General features: G+C 37.5%; 19 protein-coding genes and 1 pseudogene. 10 read left to right on the top strand and 10 right to left on the bottom strand.

Going from position 1 to position 19656, the window contains the following annotated elements; all coding sequences use genetic code 11:
* The first annotated feature begins 173 nt into the window (after window positions 1-173).
* The 6 genes from AABL52_RS21170 (at window position 174) to AABL52_RS21145 (ending at window position 10011) form a co-directional block, all read left to right on the top strand.
* Complete coding sequence (locus AABL52_RS21170) at window positions 174-755, top strand: competence protein ComK (RefSeq protein ID WP_097845323.1); 582 nt, start codon at window positions 174-176, stop codon at window positions 753-755.
* Window positions 756-1143: 388 nt separating this feature from the next.
* On the top strand, window positions 1144-1737 hold the full coding sequence (locus AABL52_RS21165; protein ID WP_000347517.1) for a TVP38/TMEM64 family protein: 594 nt from the start codon (window positions 1144-1146) through the stop codon (window positions 1735-1737).
* Window positions 1738-1793: 56 nt separating this feature from the next.
* On the top strand, window positions 1794-2357 hold the full coding sequence (gene lepB, locus AABL52_RS21160) for a signal peptidase I (protein ID WP_048545235.1): 564 nt from the start codon (window positions 1794-1796) through the stop codon (window positions 2355-2357).
* A gap of 116 nt (window positions 2358-2473) precedes the next feature.
* Entirely contained in the window at window positions 2474-5989 is a 3516-nt protein-coding gene (gene addB / locus AABL52_RS21155) for a helicase-exonuclease AddAB subunit AddB (protein WP_341518334.1), read from the top strand.
* A complete protein-coding gene (gene addA, locus AABL52_RS21150; protein WP_341518333.1) occupies window positions 5986-9711 on the top strand; it encodes a helicase-exonuclease AddAB subunit AddA in 3726 nt (1241 codons plus the stop codon). The genes addB and addA overlap by 4 nt, the downstream gene beginning before the upstream one ends.
* Before the next feature lie 12 nt (window positions 9712-9723).
* Window positions 9724-10011, top strand: a complete 288-nt coding sequence (locus AABL52_RS21145) for an RNA polymerase alpha subunit C-terminal domain-containing protein (protein WP_341518332.1) — start codon at window positions 9724-9726, stop codon at window positions 10009-10011.
* A gap of 48 nt (window positions 10012-10059) precedes the next feature.
* Here AABL52_RS21145 and gerPF read toward each other — a convergent pair whose 3' ends face one another.
* The 7 genes from gerPF to AABL52_RS21110 form a co-directional block, all read right to left on the bottom strand.
* Window positions 10060-10275, bottom strand: a complete 216-nt coding sequence (gene gerPF, locus AABL52_RS21140; RefSeq protein WP_001141566.1) for a spore germination protein GerPF — start codon at window positions 10273-10275, stop codon at window positions 10060-10062.
* 42 nt (window positions 10276-10317) lie between these two features.
* Window positions 10318-10704, bottom strand: coding sequence for a spore germination protein GerPE (locus tag AABL52_RS21135; RefSeq protein WP_088095504.1), 387 nt, complete (start codon window positions 10702-10704; stop codon window positions 10318-10320).
* Window positions 10705-10719: 15 nt separating this feature from the next.
* Entirely contained in the window at window positions 10720-10914 is a 195-nt protein-coding gene (gene gerPD / locus AABL52_RS21130; protein WP_001052807.1) for a spore germination protein GerPD, read from the bottom strand.
* A 6-nt stretch (window positions 10915-10920) separates the two neighbouring features.
* A complete protein-coding gene (gerPC, locus tag AABL52_RS21125) occupies window positions 10921-11535 on the bottom strand; it encodes a spore germination protein GerPC (protein WP_071721606.1) in 615 nt (204 codons plus the stop codon).
* A gap of 68 nt (window positions 11536-11603) precedes the next feature.
* Entirely contained in the window at window positions 11604-11810 is a 207-nt protein-coding gene (gerPB, locus tag AABL52_RS21120) for a spore germination protein GerPB (RefSeq protein WP_001012513.1), read from the bottom strand.
* 14 nt (window positions 11811-11824) lie between these two features.
* On the bottom strand, window positions 11825-12046 hold the full coding sequence (gene gerPA, locus AABL52_RS21115) for a spore germination protein GerPA (protein ID WP_001111187.1): 222 nt from the start codon (window positions 12044-12046) through the stop codon (window positions 11825-11827).
* A 96-nt stretch (window positions 12047-12142) separates the two neighbouring features.
* Window positions 12143-12322: an aspartyl-phosphate phosphatase Spo0E family protein gene (locus AABL52_RS21110; protein ID WP_000462840.1), complete on the bottom strand. Its 180-nt coding sequence runs from the start codon at window positions 12320-12322 to the stop codon at window positions 12143-12145.
* A 246-nt stretch (window positions 12323-12568) separates the two neighbouring features.
* Here AABL52_RS21110 and AABL52_RS21105 point away from each other — a divergent pair, with 246 nt between their 5' ends.
* Entirely contained in the window at window positions 12569-13468 is a 900-nt protein-coding gene (locus AABL52_RS21105; RefSeq protein ID WP_176546283.1) for a fumarylacetoacetate hydrolase family protein, read from the top strand.
* Between the two features lie 33 nt (window positions 13469-13501).
* On the opposite strand, the gene AABL52_RS21100 is transcribed toward AABL52_RS21105, so the two are convergent.
* Both AABL52_RS21100 and rocD read right to left on the bottom strand, forming a co-directional pair.
* Window positions 13502-13786, bottom strand: coding sequence for a hypothetical protein (locus AABL52_RS21100; protein ID WP_076535967.1), 285 nt, complete (start codon window positions 13784-13786; stop codon window positions 13502-13504).
* Window positions 13787-13895: 109 nt separating this feature from the next.
* A complete protein-coding gene (rocD, locus tag AABL52_RS21095) occupies window positions 13896-15086 on the bottom strand; it encodes an ornithine aminotransferase (RefSeq protein ID WP_000616654.1) in 1191 nt (396 codons plus the stop codon).
* 150 nt (window positions 15087-15236) lie between these two features.
* On the opposite strand from rocD, the gene AABL52_RS21090 reads away from it, so the two are divergent.
* Window positions 15237-15605: a YisL family protein gene (locus AABL52_RS21090; protein WP_341518331.1), complete on the top strand. Its 369-nt coding sequence runs from the start codon at window positions 15237-15239 to the stop codon at window positions 15603-15605.
* 54 nt (window positions 15606-15659) lie between these two features.
* Here AABL52_RS21090 and AABL52_RS21085 read toward each other — a convergent pair whose 3' ends face one another.
* Complete coding sequence (locus tag AABL52_RS21085) at window positions 15660-16214, bottom strand: DUF2777 domain-containing protein (protein WP_000616067.1); 555 nt, start codon at window positions 16212-16214, stop codon at window positions 15660-15662.
* A 239-nt stretch (window positions 16215-16453) separates the two neighbouring features.
* On the opposite strand from AABL52_RS21085, the gene asnB reads away from it, so the two are divergent.
* Entirely contained in the window at window positions 16454-18301 is a 1848-nt protein-coding gene (gene asnB / locus AABL52_RS21080) for an asparagine synthase (glutamine-hydrolyzing) (protein WP_097845330.1), read from the top strand.
* A 339-nt stretch (window positions 18302-18640) separates the two neighbouring features.
* Window positions 18641-19599 (top strand): annotated as a pseudogene (hemH, locus tag AABL52_RS21075) (ferrochelatase).
* Window positions 19600-19656 lie beyond the last annotated feature (57 nt).

The following is a 19656-nucleotide window of genomic DNA, read 5'->3' as shown; positions in this document are numbered from 1 at the left end:
TGTATAGGTTTTAAATTATGGAATCACTATATCATTATTTTATAATTTGAAAGATGTTTGATAAATGATAAAGTATTGTAAAAAAGCGGAATCTGTAAACCAATTCCTTTTCGTAGATGCTAAAATTATATATGCAGCTGCTAATATAAATGGAAAAAAGGAGACAGTAGAATATGGAAAGTAAAGTAGAACGTTATGTTGAAAACTATGTGGTAAATAAAAATACAATGGCCTTACTTCCTGTTATTCTAAGTGAAAAGAAAATTGTTACACGAGTTGTTGAGAGGGAAGATTCCTTTTTCGTATTTCAAAAGCCTCTAGATATTATAGAAAGAAGTTGCCGCAAGCATGGTTCTAGTTTCTTAGGCAGAAAAGAAGGAACGAAAGAGTTAACTCATATTACACATAAAGCACCGATTGCGATTAGTCCGACAGATCAACTTTATTTTTTTCCCACTTATTCATACTCTAGAAAAGAGTGTGCTTGGTTGTCTCATTTTTATATTGAAAGTAATAAAGAGTCAAAGGACGGAAATGTTATTGTTAGATTTATAAATGGCTTTGCTGTGAAATTAGAAATATCAAAAAGTAGTTTTGAAAATCAACAAAATCGTACAGCGAAATTGCGTACTGAATATGAAGATCGTAGGAAAAAACAAGGGAGCCCTTGTTTTAAAGAGATTGATAAAACTGAACAATCTAGATTAAAACCAGCATACGAGAAAGTATATTTTGTGAAAGAAGGCGAAGTGTAAGAGGATGGGGGAACCCCCCATCCTTTTATTTGTCAGTTTTTGTCGGTAAGTCGATATATTCGAGAAATCGCCGATAAAAAGCGAGTTGTGGTTGATATATTCGAGAAATCGCTGATAAAAAGCGAGTTATGGTCGATATATTCAGAAAATCGCCGATATAATTTCAGTTACCGAGGAATTTGCTACCAAAACAAAAGGACCACTTCTAAAATCGCGACAAGTCCTGTCGAATATTGATAGATTATCATAGCATAATAATGAAGGAATTCTAATGAAAGATATGGAAACTTAATAATTACATCTCCATATGTCGTATCTACCATTTCCTCTTTCATATAAGCGATGATACAGTAGAGGTAGTACTTAGAGTAAAGGGGTAAAGTGTAGAATGGATTTTCAGACAATCAAAGAGTATTTTTCACCAGAAAATATGGATCATATTGTTGAAAGTTATAAAGCGTTCGGACCACTTCTTGGTATTGGTTTACCGATGATAGAAGCGTTGATTCCGGCATTGCCACTCATCGTATTTGTATTGGCGAATGCTGTTGCATTTGGATTTTGGCTCGGTTTTCTTTATTCGTGGCTTGGATCAGTAATGGGTGCTTTACTTGTCTTTTTCATTATCCGCCATTTTGGCCGAAGTCGTTTCTTTTCTTTTGTAAATAAGCATGAGAGAGTACGAAAGGCAATGGGGTGGATTGAAAGGAAAGGGTTCGCGCCGATTTTCGTTATATTTTGTTTTCCGTTTACACCGTCTGCGCTTATAAATGTTGTTGCTGGTTTATCTCGCATTAGTGTAAAACAGTTTGGTCTTGCGCTCGCGTTCGGAAAACTTGTGATGATTTTTATTTTAACGTATATCGGTCATGATTTAATGTCATTTATTCATAATCCGGTGAAATCAGTCATTGTAGCAATTGGTATTTTTATTTTATGGTATGTCGGCAAGAAAATCGAAGTAAAGTTAGAACTACATTAAGAATAGTCTTCTTTGTAAAGGAAAGCTTCATTATTAAAGGGTAAGGGGAGAAGCGGATGAAGAAAACTTTGAAAAAAGAAGGCATAGAGTGGATACGAACAATTTTAATTGGTGTATTATTAGCTGTATTTTTTCGAACGTTTTTCTTTTCAACGTACGTTGTAGAGGGGAAGTCAATGATGCCGACATTGCAAGATGGCAATATGCTCGTTGTAAATAAGGTGAGTTATCAAGTAGGGGACTTGAACAGGTTTGATGTTGTTGTGTTTCATGCGAATAAAAAAGAGGACTATGTAAAACGAATTATCGGTTTACCTGGGGATCAAATTGAATATAAGCATGATAAACTGTATATAAACGGACAATTCGTGGATGAACCTTATTTAGAGACGTATAAGAAAGAGACAAATGGACGACAACTAACAGGTGATTTTAAACTAGAAGAGTTAACGAAAGAAAAGTCGGTACCACCTGGATATATTTTTGTAGTAGGCGATAACCGACTCGGAAGCTGGGATAGTAGACACTTTGGATTTGTAAAAGCTGATACAGTTGTCGGTAAAGTTGATTTACGATATTGGCCAATTCAAGAGGTGCAAACGAATTTTTCAAAAGGTTGATATAATAGGTAGAAGTATAGTAAAAGACAAACTACTCCGTTTGTCTTTTTTCGTGTCCTATAATACAATTATAGTAGCAAACTAACGTTCGTTATGTAAGTGAAAGGTGGGGTTACATGTCACTTCGATTTGTGATTGGTAGAGCGGGAAGTGGAAAAAGTACACTTTGTTTACACGAAGTGCAAGAAGAGTTAAAGCAGCGCCCAAGAGGGGAAACAATATTATATCTTGTGCCAGAACAGATGACATTCCAAACACAGCAGGCGTTAATTGGTAGTGAGGATGTTAGAGGTTCTATTCGGGCACAAGTTTTTAGTTTTTCACGGTTAGCGTGGAAGGTGCTGCAAGAAGTTGGCGGAGCGAGTCGTCTTCACATTGATGAAGCAGGCGTACATATGCTACTTCGTAAAATTGTAGAGTCTCGTAAAGATGGATTATCAGTGTTCCAAAAAGCAGCGGAGCAAAACGGTTTCTTTGAACATCTTGGTAGTATGATTGCGGAGTTTAAACGTTACAACGTGACGCCATCTAACGTATATGAAATGTGGCAACAATTAGATGCGCATAGTAGCAGTGCCGAACAAAAGCTATTAGCGAATAAAGTGTATGATCTACAACTATTATATGATGATTTCGAACGTGCTTTAATCGGAAAATATTTAGATTCAGAAGACTACCTGCAATTGCTAGTCGAAAAGCTTCCGCAATCTGAATATGTAAATGGGGCTGAAATTTATATAGATGGATTTCATTCGTTCTCACCGCAAGAGCTAGAAATTGTAAGACAGCTTATGATTTGCGGAGCGAGAGTTACGATCACGTTAACGATAGATGAAAAAACGTTAGCGCAGCCAGTAAATGAACTAGATTTATTTTATGAAACGACGTTAACGTATGAAAAAATAAAACAAGTAGCACGTGAAGAGAAGATAGAAATTGAAAAAACAATTCCGCTTATGGAACAACCACGTTTTCATTCGCAAGCATTAGCGCATTTAGAAACTCATTATGAAGCACGACCAAATGAAAAGTTTCACGGGGAAGCAAGTGTAACGATTCATACAGCAGCGAATTTACGAGCTGAAGTAGAAGGTGTTGCTCGTGAAATTCGTAGACTTGTGGCGGACGAAGACTATCGTTACCGAGATATTGCGGTTCTTCTTCGTAATGGGGAAAGTTATTACGATGTGATGCGAACGTTATTTACAGATTATAATATCCCGCACTTCATCGATGAAAAACGCCCGATGTCACATCATCCGCTAGTAGAATGTATTCGTTCTGCACTAGAGATTATTAGTGGGAATTGGCGTTATGATGCAGTGTTTCGCTGCGTGAAAACAGAGCTTTTATATCCATTAGACGTAAGAAAAGAAACGATGCGCGAAGAGATGGATGAGTTTGAAAACTACTGTTTAGCGTACGGTGTACAAGGGAAGAGATGGACGTCTGAAGATCCATGGATGTATCGCCGCTATCGTTCTCTTGACGATACAGACGGGATGATTACAGACAGTGAACGTGAAATGGAAGAGAAAATAAATCGACTGCGCGACGTTGTAAGAACGCCTGTTATTCGTATGCAAAAAAGGCTGAAACGTGCGGGAACAGTTATGCAAATGTGCGAAGCTGTTTACTTATTTTTAGAAGAGCTTGATGTTCCGAAAAAACTAGAAGCATTACGTGTTCGTGCAGAAGAGAGCGGAGATTTCTTATTTGCGACAGATCATGAGCAAGTATGGGAAGAAGTAATGAGTCTTCTTGATACGTTCGTTGAAATGCTTGGCGAGGAGAAAATGTCACTTTCTATGTTCACAGACGTTATGTCGACAGGGCTTGAGGCGCTTCAATTCGCAAACATTCCGCCGTCATTAGACCAAGTGTTAATTGCGAATATTGATCGTTCTAGATTATCAAATGTGAAAGCAACATTTGTCATTGGCGTGAATGAAGGTGTAATTCCAGCAGCACCTATGGATGAAGGTATGCTTTCTGATGAAGAAAGAGATGTTCTTAGTGCTGCAGGTATCGAATTAGCACCAACGACGAGACAAACTTTATTAGAAGAACAGTTCGTTATGTACCAAATGGTAACGAGAGCGACAGAGAAATTATATATTTCTTGTCCGCTTGCAGATGAGGAAGGAAAGACGTTACTTGCGTCTAGCTTTATTAAGAAAATAAAAAGAATGTTCCCTGATGTGAAAGATACATTTATTACGAATGACGTAAATGATTTATCACGTTCGGAACAAATTTCATACGTAGCAACGCCAGAAGTAACGCTGTCATATGTAATGCAGCAACTTCAAACGTGGAAGCGATACGGATTTGAAGGGAATTTAGACTTTTGGTGGGACGTATATAATTTCTACGTTACTTCAGATGAATGGAAGCAAAAAAGTAGCCGCGTATTATCAAGCTTATTCTACCGAAATCGTGCGAAAAAGCTAAGTTCAGTTGTAAGTAGAGATTTATACGGAGACACAATAAAAGGAAGCGTCTCTCGTATGGAACTATTTAACCGTTGCGCATATGCTCATTTCGCGCAGCACGGTTTATCATTAAGAGAGCGTGATATTTTCAAACTGGATGCGCCAGATATCGGGGAATTATTCCATGCAGCGCTGAAGAGAATTGCAGACAGGCTATTACGTGAAAATCGTACTTGGGCGGATTTATCAATAAAAGAATGTGAGCATCTTTCTGTTTTAGTAATAGAAGAGATTGCACCGTTATTACAAAGACAAATTTTATTAAGTTCAAACCGTCATTTCTATTTAAAACAAAAACTACAACAAATCATTTTCCGTACGTCAATCATTCTTCGTGAGCACGCGAAATCAAGTGGTTTCGTACCAGTTGATTTAGAAGTGCCATTCGGTATGGGTGGTACAGGATCTCTTCCACCGATGGAATTCTCATTACCAAATGGTGTGAAGATGGAAGTAGTTGGCCGTATTGACCGTGTTGATAAGGCAGAAGATGAAAGTGGTACGTTCCTACGTATTATTGACTATAAATCAAGCTCAAAAGCGTTAGACTTAACGGAAGTGTATTACGGATTAGCACTTCAAATGTTAACGTATTTAGATGTTGTTACTTCAAATGCACATACGTGGATGAAAAAAGGCGGCACTGCATCACCGGCTGGTGTACTGTACTTCCATATTCATAACCCAATCGTTGAGATGAAAGGTGACGCATCTGAAGCAGAAATCGAAAAAGAAATTTTAAAGAAATTTAAAATGAAAGGACTCGTGCTAGGCGATGCTGATGTTGTTCGTTTAATGGATAATAAACTTTCAACAGGAAGCTCTGATATTATTTCTGCTGGCCTGAAAAAAGACGGTAGCTTTAGTGCGCGTTCGAGCATTGCAAGTGAACAAGAGTTTAACGTATTGCAAAAATACGTACACCATACGTTTGAAAATATCGGAAAAGACATTACAGAAGGCGTTATCGATATTGCTCCTTACAAAAAGGGGAATAAAGCGGCATGTACGTTCTGTAACTTCAAATCTGTTTGTCAGTTCGATGAATCACTTGAAGATAATCAATTCCGTACGCTAAAAGATATGAAAGATAGCGAAGCGATGGAGAAAATTAGAGAGGAGGTTGGCGGAGAATGATTGAAAATTGGCCTAAAAAACCAGAAGGTAGTCAGTGGACAGATGACCAGTGGAAAGCGGTTGTAGCGAACGGACGTGATATTTTAGTCGCAGCAGCAGCTGGATCAGGGAAAACAGCAGTATTAGTTGAACGTATTATTAAAAAGATTATAAGTGAAGAAAATCCAGTCGATGTCGACCGCCTGCTCGTTGTAACATTTACGAATGCAGCGGCGCAAGAGATGAAAAACAGAATTGGGGAAGCGTTAGAAAAAGTATTAATTGATGAGCCAGGGTCGCAGCATGTAAGAAAGCAACTTAGCTTATTAAATAAAGCTTCTATTTCAACGATTCACTCCTTTTGTTTACAAGTAATTAGAGGATACTACTACATGCTTGATGTTGATCCTCGTTTTCGCATTGCGAATCAAACAGAAAACGAATTATTAAAAGAAGAAGTATTAGATGACATATTAGAAGCAGAGTATGGAATTGAAGATAATACGATATTCTTTGAACTCGTTGATCGTTATACGAGTGATCGTAGTGATGATGACTTACAGCGTATGATTTTAGCACTTCATACAGAATCAAGAGCGCATCCAAATCCGGAAAAATGGCTCGATAAATTAGTAGAAGCATACGACGTAGAAGGAAAGACAATTGAAGATTTAGTGTATGCTTCTTACTTATTAGAAGATGTGAAATTCCAGCTTGAAACAGCGGAACAGCATATTCGTAAAGCAACCGAACTCGCAATGCTTCCTGACGGCCCGGCGCCTCGCGTTGAAACCTTGCAAGCTGATGCAGTTTTACTTGGAACGTTATCATTAGCTGCTCGTAAATCGTGGACAAGTGTGTACGAAGCGATGCAAAACGTATCGTGGCAAACATTAAAGCGTATTAAGAAAAGTGATTACAACGAAGATGTTGTAAAACAAGTAGACTCTCTTCGTAATAAAGCGAAAGATGAAGTGAAGAAATTACAAGAAGAGTTATTTAGCCGCAAACCTGAAAGTTTCTTACGAGATTTTCAAGATATGCATCCTGTATTAGAAAAGCTTGTTCAACTTGTAAAAGTATTTACAGAGCGTTTCCAAGCGATGAAACGAGATAAAGGAATGGTCGATTTCACAGATTTAGAGCATTTCTGTTTACAAATTTTAAGTGAACAAAGTGAAAATGGTGAGATGAAGCCATCAGCAGTAGCGCTCCAATATCGCAATAAATTTGCTGAAGTATTAGTCGATGAATATCAAGATACGAACTTCGTACAGGAATCCATTATTAAATTTGTAACGAAAGATTCTGAGAGTGAAGGAAACTTGTTCATGGTAGGGGACGTAAAACAGTCGATTTATCGTTTCCGACTAGCAGAACCAGGTTTATTCCTAGGAAAGTATAAACGCTTCACACAAGAAGGATTGGGCGGCGGAATGAAAATTGATTTAGCGAAAAACTTCCGTAGTCGTCATGAAGTGTTAGCAGGTACGAACTTTATTTTTAAACAAATTATGGGTGAAGAAGTCGGAGAAATCGACTATGATGCAGACGCTGAATTAAAGTTAGGTGCTAGCTATCCAGAAGGTGAAGATGTAGCGGCAGAACTACTATGCATTCAGCAAACGGAAGAAGAAGTGCAAGACGGTGAAGAAGGTGCAGAAGTAGAAAAAGCGCAACTTGAAGCTCGTCTTATGGCGCAGCGCATTAAAGCGATGGTTGATTCAGGTTATGAAGTGTATGATCGTAAAACGGATAGTATGCGCCCTGTACAATACCGCGACTTCGTTATTTTACTTCGCTCTATGCCGTGGGCGCCGCAAATTATGGAAGAGTTAAAATTGCAAGGAATTCCAGTATACGCTGATCTTGCGACTGGTTACTTTGAAGCGATAGAAGTAAATATTATGATGAACGTATTCCGCGTAATCGATAATCCGATGCAAGATATTCCACTTGCCGCAGTGCTTCGTTCACCAATCGTTGGATTAAATGATGAAGAACTTGCGACGCTTCGTGCTCATGGGAAGAAAGGTTCGTTTTATGAAGTGATGAGCTCATTCTTAAAAGGGGCACCGCTTGAGGAAGAACAAGAACTACATGATAAATTAGAGTGGTTCTATAACTTACTGCAAGGATGGCGTGAATTTGCGCGTCAACAGTCTCTTTCTGATTTGATTTGGAAAGTGTACGGTGAGACAGGTTATTACGACTTTGTTGGCGGTTTACCAGCCGGAAAGCAAAGGCAAGCAAACCTGCGTGTACTTTATGACCGCGCAAGACAATATGAAGCAACATCGTTTAGAGGATTATTCCGCTTCTTACGCTTTATTGAGCGTATTTTAGAACGCGGTGACGATATGGGTACGGCGAGAGCTTTAGGTGAACAAGAAGATGTCGTTCGTATTATGACGATTCATAAAAGTAAAGGATTAGAGTTCCCAGTCGTGTTTGTTGCGGGGCTTGGTCGCCGTTTTAATACACAAGATTTAATGAAACGTTTCTTACTGCATAAAGACTTCGGTTTCGGTTCACAATTTATCGATCCTCGTAAACGTATTAAATATACGACATTATCGCAACTAGCAATTAAGCGTAAAATGAAAATGGAATTAATCGCCGAAGAAATGCGCGTATTATACGTAGCGTTAACACGTGCAAAAGAGAAGTTAATTTTAATCGGAACGGTTAAGGATGCAAATAAGGAAATGGAAAAATGGCTTGATGCAAGGGAGCATAGTGAATGGTTATTACCAGACCATATACGTGCCGGAGCGTCTTGTTATTTAGACTGGATTGCGCCTTCATTATATAGACATCGTGATAGTGAAATGCTTCTTGAATTAGGACAAGGGAGTATTCCAGGTGAGATTTATGGATATAGTGCGAGCTGGAAAGTTGAAGTTGTAGACGGTAGCACGTTACTTGCGCCAGAACCGGTTCAAGAAGAGAAACAAGAATTACTAGAAGCACTTCGTGAGAAAAAAGCTGTTCCCCTGCAAAGTGAACGAAAAGAAGAAGTGTACGATAGATTAATGTGGAAGTACGGATATGATGAAGCAACATCTCACCGCGCGAAACAATCTGTTACGGAAATAAAGAGAAATTATCAATCTGAAGAAGGTAGCGATAACGCTTTTATTAAAAAAATGCGTGCGCCAATTAAAACACGTCCTCGTTTTATGGAGAAAAAAGGATTAACATACGCTGAAAGAGGTACGGCAGTTCATGCTGTCATGCAACATGTTGATTTGAAGAAGCCGATTACAGAAGAAGTGATTCGGGAGCAAATTAGTGGCATGGTTAATAAAGAACTATTAACATTCGAACAAGCCGAAGAAATAGCAATCGAAAAAGTCATTTCATTCTTTGACAGTGATCTAGGTAAAAGAGTATTAGCGGCGAAAAGCGTTGAGCGTGAAGTACCATTTACGATGATGCTTGCAGCAGAAGAAGCATATCAAGATTGGCAAGGACAGAGTGGGGAATCAATTCTTGTCCAAGGGGTTATCGACTGCATGATTGAAGAGGAAGACGGTATCACTTTAATCGACTTTAAAACAGATACGATTGAAGGGAAGTTCCCAGGCGGATTCGATCAAGCGAAACCGATTTTAGAAGATCGATACAAAGTGCAGCTTTCGTTGTATGCAAAGGCACTTGAAAAAAGCTTGCAACATCCTGTGAAAGAGAAATGCTTATACTTCTTTGATGGCAATCATGTTGTGAAAATTGAAGAATAGAGGGACTTGAAAATGGCAACAGAAAAAACGTTAAGAACGTGTGAAAAAGGCCATGAATACTATAAAAGTAGTGATTGTCCAACTTGCCCGACTTGCGAGAAAGAAAAGAAACCTAAAACAGAATTTCTTTCACTTCTTTCATCACCAGCACGAAATGCGCTGCAACATCATGGAATTCACACGATAGAAGAACTATCAAAGTATAGTGAAAAAGAAATTTTAAAACTGCATGGTATGGGACCTGCGTCTATGCCGAAGCTTAGAAAGGCTTTGGAGGAAGCTGGGTTATCGTTTAAATAAAATGAAATTGTAATAAGAAAAAAGTAGGAGATATTCTCCTACTTTTTTTTACGCTGTTCCAATTTGATCTTGATCGGCCACATCAGAATCAAACGTATTTGTTGCACTAACACCGTTAAAAGTATTCACGACAAATCCAACATTGGAAGCTCCGGATCCGTTATAAGCTTTCGTATTTTCTTTCGGAGACACATTATAAAAATCCCCTAAATTAAAAGAACCATTACTGTTTTGAACGACGAGATTTCCAACAACGGAAGGCATACCATCCACCTACTTTACTAAGTTTTTTAATTACTATATGAATTATTGAGCAGAAGGTTCATCCGTAATATATTGGCGAATTTGCATAATACGAGAGTTATTGAAAGCATAATCAACATTTCCGATTTGAAAGCAACCAGAATTTAAAAGGGTTCGTAATTCAACGTCATTCACTTCAATAAAAGGACATTCATTTACAATGTTTAATTTTACATCTGTCGTTCGTTTGGGGATTGTGACATGTTCATCTGTAAATATTTCAAATGCATCTAAGCGACCTTCGCCTTTTATATAACAAGGAATTTCCCTATGGACGGCAAGAGCTCTACTTTTTAACTCCATTTGATTTGCGTCCCCAACTTGAAATACGGCAGTAATCCCTAAAGAAATAATAGAAACATTTTGGACAACAGACACATGATGTAACATAATTTCTCAGTCTCCTTAACCTGGAGTAGGAGGGACATCTGTGACTAATGGTACAAATGGACCCTCTGTAACAGTTTCAAATGGTGTATCAAGAATAGAAGATAGAATGAGGAGATTCGCATCCCCGATTAAAAAGAGTGCGGACGACGATACACCGTTCATTTTAATCTGTCCGACTTTTAATTCACGATTTACAACGTTAAGATTCATACATACTTACTCCTTTCGGAAATTGCCCGGTATGTGTTGAATAAAAGAGAGGAAGGCTTTGTCAATATCATGTTTCATTGCTTGAATAATGATATCTCGTAAATAATCTGGATCTGTTGAAATCCCTTCATATGATTGCGCTTGTGTTAAATAATAAGGAAGTCTATGCTCCATCTGTTTTTTTATGTCATCCACCATCATTTGTCGATACATTTCATCGAGCGGTGTTCTCTCTTCTTGTTCAAAATGGAGAATTCGATTATATGCTTCTTCATCTAAGTAACGATGCATTTCTTGAAGGATACCTTGGTAAAAGTCTGGATTTGTATCTGTTTCAGGATTTACTTTTAATGTTTCTGTATCCACTTGGAAATCTTCAATTTGCTGTCCTTTTGCTGAAAACGGATTTAAACCAATATTTAAAGTACCATTTAAATTCTCTACTTTTAATTGATCGAATTTGTATTCCACTTTTCCTACAGAAGAGGAGGGGCGATTTTTTAATTCGTTAAGCTCTTCTTGTAATTGGCGCACTTGATCCTCTAAATTCAGGATGGATGCTTGTTGTATTTGAAGAGCTTGTTGAAGTTGGTGTAAGTAAGTATATATATCTTGATTCATTTTGTGAAACCTCCTTTTCAATAGGGAGGGTAAATATATTCCTGCTATATATTTATGACAAGGATGTCTTAAGAAGAACTAGTTGATGGTTTGATAGAAATAATTTGTCCTTTCGCTTGTAATGGGCGAAGGGGTTCTGTAAATCCACCACTATTTGAGAATTTAGATAGGGCTTTAATACTTCCAGCAGTACCAATTTGGAATACAGAAGAGGTTGTAATGCTATCAATTCTAATGCTGTTAATGATGATGCTTTGGTTTACGTAAAAATTCAATACAATCGCCTCCTCTAAGTTGAACCGATTATCGCTTGATCAATTACATCGGAGTCATTAACAGTCGTTGCGCTTTGATAATTGTAGACAGAAACGTTATCTCCAACATTAAAAGAGCCGGCCCCCGCAAAAGCACGTGAATAACTAATAGGCCTAATCGCAAATACATCTCCAATATGAAAAATACCACTTGATCCAATATTAACGATACGAATATGTCCGACCATAGCTGGCATACAAAACACCTTTCGTTTTTAAAATTTTCTTTTCTACTATTGTATGGGCGTTTTCAATAAAATGTGTGTTTTTTTGAAATAAAAGAAACACACGCGTTATTGCGTGTGTGTATCGAGTGTTTGATTAGGGTGAAAATCCGTATGTACATGCCAAATTGCATTTAAGAGCCTGTCCAGTTCTTGGCTACAATCCACTGTTTTTTGAGAAGTCATTCCGTAGCGTTCAGCAAAATAAATCATTTTTTCACGTTTTTTTTCAATCGCTTGCTCAAACATTGAAATCGGCTCCATCTCTAAATGAAATTTTTAGTATATATGTAGTACATATTATACAAAAAACCCATAAAAAAGAAATACCTTCGCTAAAAAAAGTAAAATTTCTACATTTTATGCCAAATGTATAGGAGTAACGAATAGAATATGAGAAGAATATTGTAAAAATTAGCGTGCATGAGAAGGTTTTTTTCTTACGGATGCGAATACAATTAAAGGGTATGAGTTTTAGGATGGAGAGTGGAAATATTGCGTTTGGTAACGGCGAAGAAAGATGAAAAGGTATTTGTAGGTATTGTGGATGAAGAGGAAGAAAAGGTATTGCACTTAAGAGAAGCGCAAAGACAAAAAGGGGAAAAGGTTACGATTCCGATTACGATGTTAGAGTGTATTGAAAGAGGAACCGAATGCTTTGAAAAAATATGTGATATTGTAAATTGGGCGAAGGAAAATGAAGGGGCGGCGTATTATCCGTTAACTGAGGTGAAAATATTAGCACCAATTCCAAGGCCAAGGAAGAATATTCTTTGCGTTGGAAAAAACTATCGTGAGCATGCGATAGAAATGGGCGGAGTAGAATCCATTCCGGAAAATATAATGATCTTTACGAAAGCGCCAACGACAGTTATTGGAATGGATGAAAAAATTAATAGTCATCCCCACGCAACGAATGAACTAGACTATGAAGGAGAACTAGCTATCATCATCGGTAAGCGAGGGAAACAAATAAAAAAGGAAAAAGCGCTTGAGCATGTTTTTGGTTACACCATTATAAATGATATAACTGCTCGCGACATTCAAAGGAAGCATAAACAATTTTTCCTTGGAAAAAGTTTCGATACATTTTGTCCGATGGGACCGTATCTAATTCATAAATCAATGGTTAGTGCGCCAAATGCGTTACACATTGAAACGGTAGTAAACGGGGAAGTAAGGCAAACTTCAAATACAAATAAAATGATTTTTTCAATAGAAGAAATTATTTCAACGATAAGTAAAGGTATGACGCTAGAACCAGGAGATATAATCGCAACAGGAACGCCGGCTGGTGTCGGAAAAGGTTTCACACCACCGAAGTTTTTGCATGCTGGTGATGAAGTTGTCATCACAGTAGAAGGAATTGGTACTTTGCGAAATGTAGTGAAATGAAAAAAGAGCTATCTTATCGAAGATAGCTCTTTTTTATGGCCTTGGGTGATAGAGGTAATCGATAACCGAAAAAGTGTAAAGACCAATGAATGCAAGTGTACAAATGCCAAATAGTATAACCGTAAGTGCACTTTTTTCTCGTCCAAAACCAATGATAGTAAGAATAACAGCAGTCCAAAATGATGCTTTCAGTAGTGTGAATGTAGTAGAAGTTGAGTAGTGACTAAGCAATGTTACGGAAAAGAGGAAGCCAAAGAATGTAACTAAAATAAAAGATGTAGCCAAATAGTTAATATGTTTACCATACCTTAATAACATATCGCACCTGCTTTCTAAAATAAAATACAGAAAATTACAATTTTATTTTAGTATAAATCAATATAAAAAGAAAGAGGTTGTCCCAACATGTAGGACAACCTCTCTATTATTACGATAATACCGCTTTAATTTTTTGGAATGCCCACTCTAAATCTTCTTCAGAGATTACTAGAGGTGGTGCGATACGAATTACATTTTCATGTGTTTCTTTACATAATAGCCCAGCTGCTTTTAGTTGTTCACAGTAAGGACGCGCTGGCTCGTTTAATTCGATACCGATGAATAAGCCTTTACCGCGAACTTCAGTGATCATTGGGTTATCAATTTCTTTTAATTGCCCAACTAATTTTTCACCTAATTGAAGAGAACGCTCTGTTAATTTTTCTTCTTCTAACACTTCAAGAGCTGCGATAGAAACAGCACATGCAAGTGGGTTGCCACCGAATGTAGAACCGTGAGAACCTGGCTCGAATACGCCTAAAATGTCGCGGTTTGCTGCTACGCAAGAGATTGGGAATACGCCGCCGCCAAGTGCTTTACCAAGTATGTACATGTCAGGAGTTACATTGTCCCAGTCACAAGCAAATACTTTACCAGTACGGCCTAAACCAGTTTGGATTTCATCTGCTACAAATAAAACGTTTTCTTTTTTACATACTTCAAGAGCTTCTTTTAAGTAACCAGCTGGTGGGATGTTAATTCCTGCTTCACCTTGGATTGGCTCTAAAATGAATGCAGCTGTATTTGGTGTAATAGCAGCTTTTAACGCTTCTAAATCACCGTAAGGAATTACGATAATACCAGGAAGCATCGGACCGAATCCACGCTTGTACTCTTCGTTTGAAGACATAGAAACAGCACCCATCGTACGGCCGTGGAAGTTATCTTCACAAACGATAATTTCAGCACGGTTTGCTTCTACTTTCTTCACATCATAAGCCCAGCGGCGAGCTGTTTTAATTGCAGTTTCAACAGCTTCTGCACCTGTATTCATTGGAAGTACCATTTCTTTATTAGTTAGTTTCGCAACTTTTTCGTACCAAGGACCTAATTGATCGCTATGGAAAGCACGAGAAGTTAGCGTAACACGATTAGCTTGGTCAATTAAAGCGTTAATAATTTTTGGGTGACGATGACCTTGGTTTACTGCAGAATATGCACTTAATAAGTCCATATAGCGGTTTCCTTCAGGATCTTCTACCCAAACGCCTTCTGCTTTAGAAATAACGATTGGAAGTGGGTGATAGTTATTTGCCCCGTATGTGTCTGTAAGTTCGATAATATCCTTAGTTTGAATCATGATTGTTCCCCCTTTTGTTATTACAAGAAGTTTGTAAATACTCTAAATATTATAGCATTTAAATGTAAAAAAGCGAAACATTTCCTGAAAATAAATGAACATGTTATCATATAGAGTGAAAAAGTGTGAAAAGAGGAGGTAGGGGATACGATGGTACATATGCATATTACAGCATGGGCGTTAGGTTTAATTTTATTCTTCGTTGCGTATTCACTTTATTCAGCAGGAAGAAAAGGTAAAGGTGTACATATGGGGCTTCGCCTAATGTATATCATCATTATTGTGACAGGATTCATGTTGTACATGAGTATTGTGAAGACAGCAACAGGTAGCATGCACATGTGGTACGGCATGAAAATGTTAGCTGGTATTTTGGTTATCGGCGGAATGGAAATGGTTCTTGTAAAAATGAGCAAAAACAAACCAACAGGGGCGGTTTGGGGCTTATTTATTGTTGCGTTAGTAGCGGTAGTATACTTAGGACTAAAATTACCACTTGGCTGGTACGTATTCAAATAAAAATAAAACCACCTTATAATCTCAAATGTTTGGGAGATAAGGTGGTTTTTATTTTTATGTTGCATCGATATGCAACTCTTCTCCGTTTACTTTCGTAAAACGGAACATGTTTTTATTTGACGTAGCGTGACGAACGAAATGGTGCTGTAGTGTACAAATCATTTCTTCGTTATCAAACAAAAGAATATTTACTCCTTCGCATGCTTCCTCTTTCGGTAAGAAAGATAAATAATTATGACAATACATGCAATCATATAAAGAGTAATGAAGGGATTGCAATGATTCGCTTAATAACGTAAAGACAGAGTCAGGTAATTCTTCGAGCCATTCCGTATAGCTGAGAAGTAATTTCTTTCGAATTCGTATCATTTCCCCGTTTTGCAAATGGTGCTGTTCGTTGGCGATTTGTAATACATCTTGTTCATAGAAACGAGCTGGTAGCCAGTTGTTGTTATATAAAATCTCAAAGCCATCTTCGGCAATATCTTCTAATAAAAATGCTTCATCATTTTCATCATCAAAGAATACCCATTCATTGTTTATATATTCTACATTACCGACTGTATGAGCGCGAGGCTGGTTATATAAAATATGGTTACGTTGTATCATACACGATTTCTCCTTTATGAAAAGTAGTTATTTCTGTTATAGACAGTTCGTGCATTCTTTATAACTAGACACATCTAGACATAGGTGGGCATACAATAAAACACGTTTTACTGAGTGAAAATGCTATTCAGTATGTGGATAGTAGGTTATCGTCAAGTTTTTCATTTTTTGATCCGCACCCCTTAGGGTGGGGATTACTGCACGTTCAAGAAAAGAAATAAGATGGAAGGATGATTTATATGTGCGGGATTACAGGATGGGTGGATTATAAACGCTCATTAGAAGGAGAACGGGACGTCGTTACGAAGATGGCTGAGACGTTAGCGAAGCGTGGCCCAGATGATAATAAAGTTTGGATTAAAGGCAATGTCGCATTTGGGCACAAACGGTTAATCGTTGTTGACCCTGAGGGCGGGAAACAACCGATGACTTGTTTAAAAGATGAAACGAATTATGCAATTTGCTATAACGGTGAACTGTATAACACGGAAGATATTCGAAAGGAACTATTAAGAAGAGGATATACGTTCAAAGGTCATTCTGATACGGAAGTACTATTAGCGTCTTATATTGAATGGAAAGAAGAATGTGTCGATCATTTAAACGGTATATATGCGTTTGCCGTATGGGATGAACAGAAAGAACAAGTATTTATTGCGCGAGATCGACTAGGTGTAAAACCGCTATTTTATAAATATGATAGTGGGCGATTACTATTTGGTTCAGAGTTAAAAGCGATATTAGCGCATCCAGATGTGAAGGCGGAAGTAACGTTAGAAGGATTATCCGAAATATTCGGTCTTGGGCCGTCTAGAACACCTGGTCATGGCATTTATGCTGGTATAAAAGAATTACGTCCAGGGCATGCGATGACATTTTCAAAGAACGGTTTATGTATATGGAGATATTGGAATGTGGAAAGCAAAAAACATGAAGACTCTTTTGAAGAAACAGTAGAGAAAACACGCTTTTTATTACAAGATGCGATTACAAGGCAGCTCGTTTCTGATGTACCACTATGTACTTTTCTATCAGGAGGTGTAGATTCGAGTGCGATTACAGCAATTGCTGCGAAAGAATACGCAAGGTCAGGAAAAGGGCAATTACACACATACTCTGTTGATTATGAAGATAATGACAAATACTTTAAAGCGAATGCGTTTCAGCCGAATTCAGATGCGCCATTTATTCATTTGATGACTGAGACGTTCCAAACAAACCATCATCGCTGCGTCATTTCAAATGAACAATTAGCACAGTATTTAACAGAAGCGGTACTCGTTCGTGATTTGCCTGGTATGGCAGATATCGATTCGTCATTATTATGGTTTTGCCGTGAAATTAAACAAGATTTTGTCGTCGGTTTATCTGGGGAATGTGCAGACGAAATATTTGGTGGTTATCCGTGGTTTTATAGAGAAGATGATTTGCAATCGAGTGCATTTCCGTGGATGCGCTCTACAGAAGCACGTGAACAACTGCTAAAGAAAGAATGGAGAAATAAATTAAATTTACAACAATATGTACAGCAGCGTTATGAAGAATCTATTCAAGAAGTTCCTGTTTTAGAGGGAGAAAGCCCAATTGAAGCAAAGAGACGACAATTATTTTACTTGAATATGGTATGGTTTATGACAACATTATTAGACAGAAAAGACCGTATGAGTATGGGGGCAAGTTTAGAAGTACGTGTTCCATTTGCGGATCACCGACTTGTCGAATATGCGTGGAATATTCCTTGGGAAATGAAAATGTATAAAAACCGCGAAAAAGGTCTATTGCGCAAAGCGTTAGAAGGGTTACTTCCAAATGACATCTTATATAGAAAGAAGAGCCCATATCCGAAAACGCATAATCCGCACTATACGAAAGCAGTAACAGTATGGCTACAAAATTTATTAACGGATAAAGGCTCAATTTTGCACGAACTATTTGATAAAGAACAGCTGAGCGGATTAATTGAGTCAGGCGGTAGTGCATTTCAATCGCCTTGGTTCGGTCAATTAATGACTGGGCCGCAACTTTTAGCTCACTTAGCGCAAATTCACGTTTGGTTTAAAGAATATGGGGTAAATATTAAAGAATAGAAGAAAAGCGACTTACTTTTATGTAAGTCGCTTTTTATTAAATAAATTGTCATATAAAATTTAAAATCATATTAGAAAAGATACTTATTTAGAATAATTATTTTGACGTACTTATTATTAGTTGTTATAATTGGAAACAAATGTTCTTGAAAAAGATTCTCATTTATCCCGCTTTAATGGGCAGTAAGATCCCCACCTCAAAATTCAGCGAAAGCAAAGAATTTAGGTGGGGGATCAACTGCCCATAAAAGTCCGATTGGTGAGGGCTAATAATCAGTGGGGGATGAAGAACCCCCCACTGATTAAAGTTTCACTTTATAAAATTGAGGTGTTATATAGATGACGAAGAAAAAAATAGGTTTACTCGTAATGGCGTATGGAACGCCAGAATCATTAGATGATGTAGAAGCGTACTATACACATATTCGCCACGGGCATAAACCTTCAGAAGAAGCACTCCAAGACTTAATCGGGCGCTATAAAGCAATTGGCGGAATTTCACCACTTGCAAAAATTACGAAAGAGCAAGCGCATAAATTAACAGATTCTATGAATAATATATTTACAGAGTATGAATTTACTTGTTACTTAGGATTAAAACATATAGCCCCATTTATAGAAGATGCAGTAGAAGAGATGAAGCGCGATGGAATTGAGCAAGCGATTAGTATCGTATTAGCACCGCATTATTCTACATTTAGCATTAAAGCATATAATGACCGTGCTATTCGTCTTTCGAAAGAAATCGGTGGTCCTGTTATTGAACCGATTGAACAATGGTACGATGAACCGAAGTTTATTTCGTATTGGGTAGATCAAATAAAAGAAACATTTACAAAGATTGAAGATAAAGAGAAAGCAGTCGTAATTTTTTCAGCACATAGTTTATCAGAAAAAATTATTGCAGCAGGGGACCCTTATGTGGAGCAATTGCAGCATACAGCAGATTTAATTGCGGAGGCTGCCAATATTCAAAACTATACAATTGGTTGGCAAAGTGCTGGAAATACGCCTGACCCATGGATTGGTCCGGATGTGCAAGATTTAACGAGAGATTTATTTGAAGAACATAGATATGAATCTTTCATATATTGCCCAGTTGGCTTTGTGGCAGAGCATTTAGAAGTTTTATATGACAACGATTATGAGTGTAAAGTTGTAACTGATGAATTAAATGTCGCATATTTTAGACCAAATATGCCGAATTCACGATCTGTATTCATCGATTGCTTAGCTGAAATTGTTTCCAAAAAATGAAGGAAATGGTTGACAAGAATTTAGTTTTGAATAATAATTAGTTTATAATAATTTTAAATAAATAATAATTACTACAAAAGAAAGAGGAGGATCCCTCT

Origin of the sequence: Bacillus paramobilis (genome assembly GCF_038096195.1) — a bacterium.
Taxonomy (GTDB): Bacteria; Bacillota; Bacilli; order Bacillales; family Bacillaceae_G; genus Bacillus_A; species Bacillus_A mobilis.
This window is presented reverse-complemented; position numbering and strand designations above follow the sequence as displayed.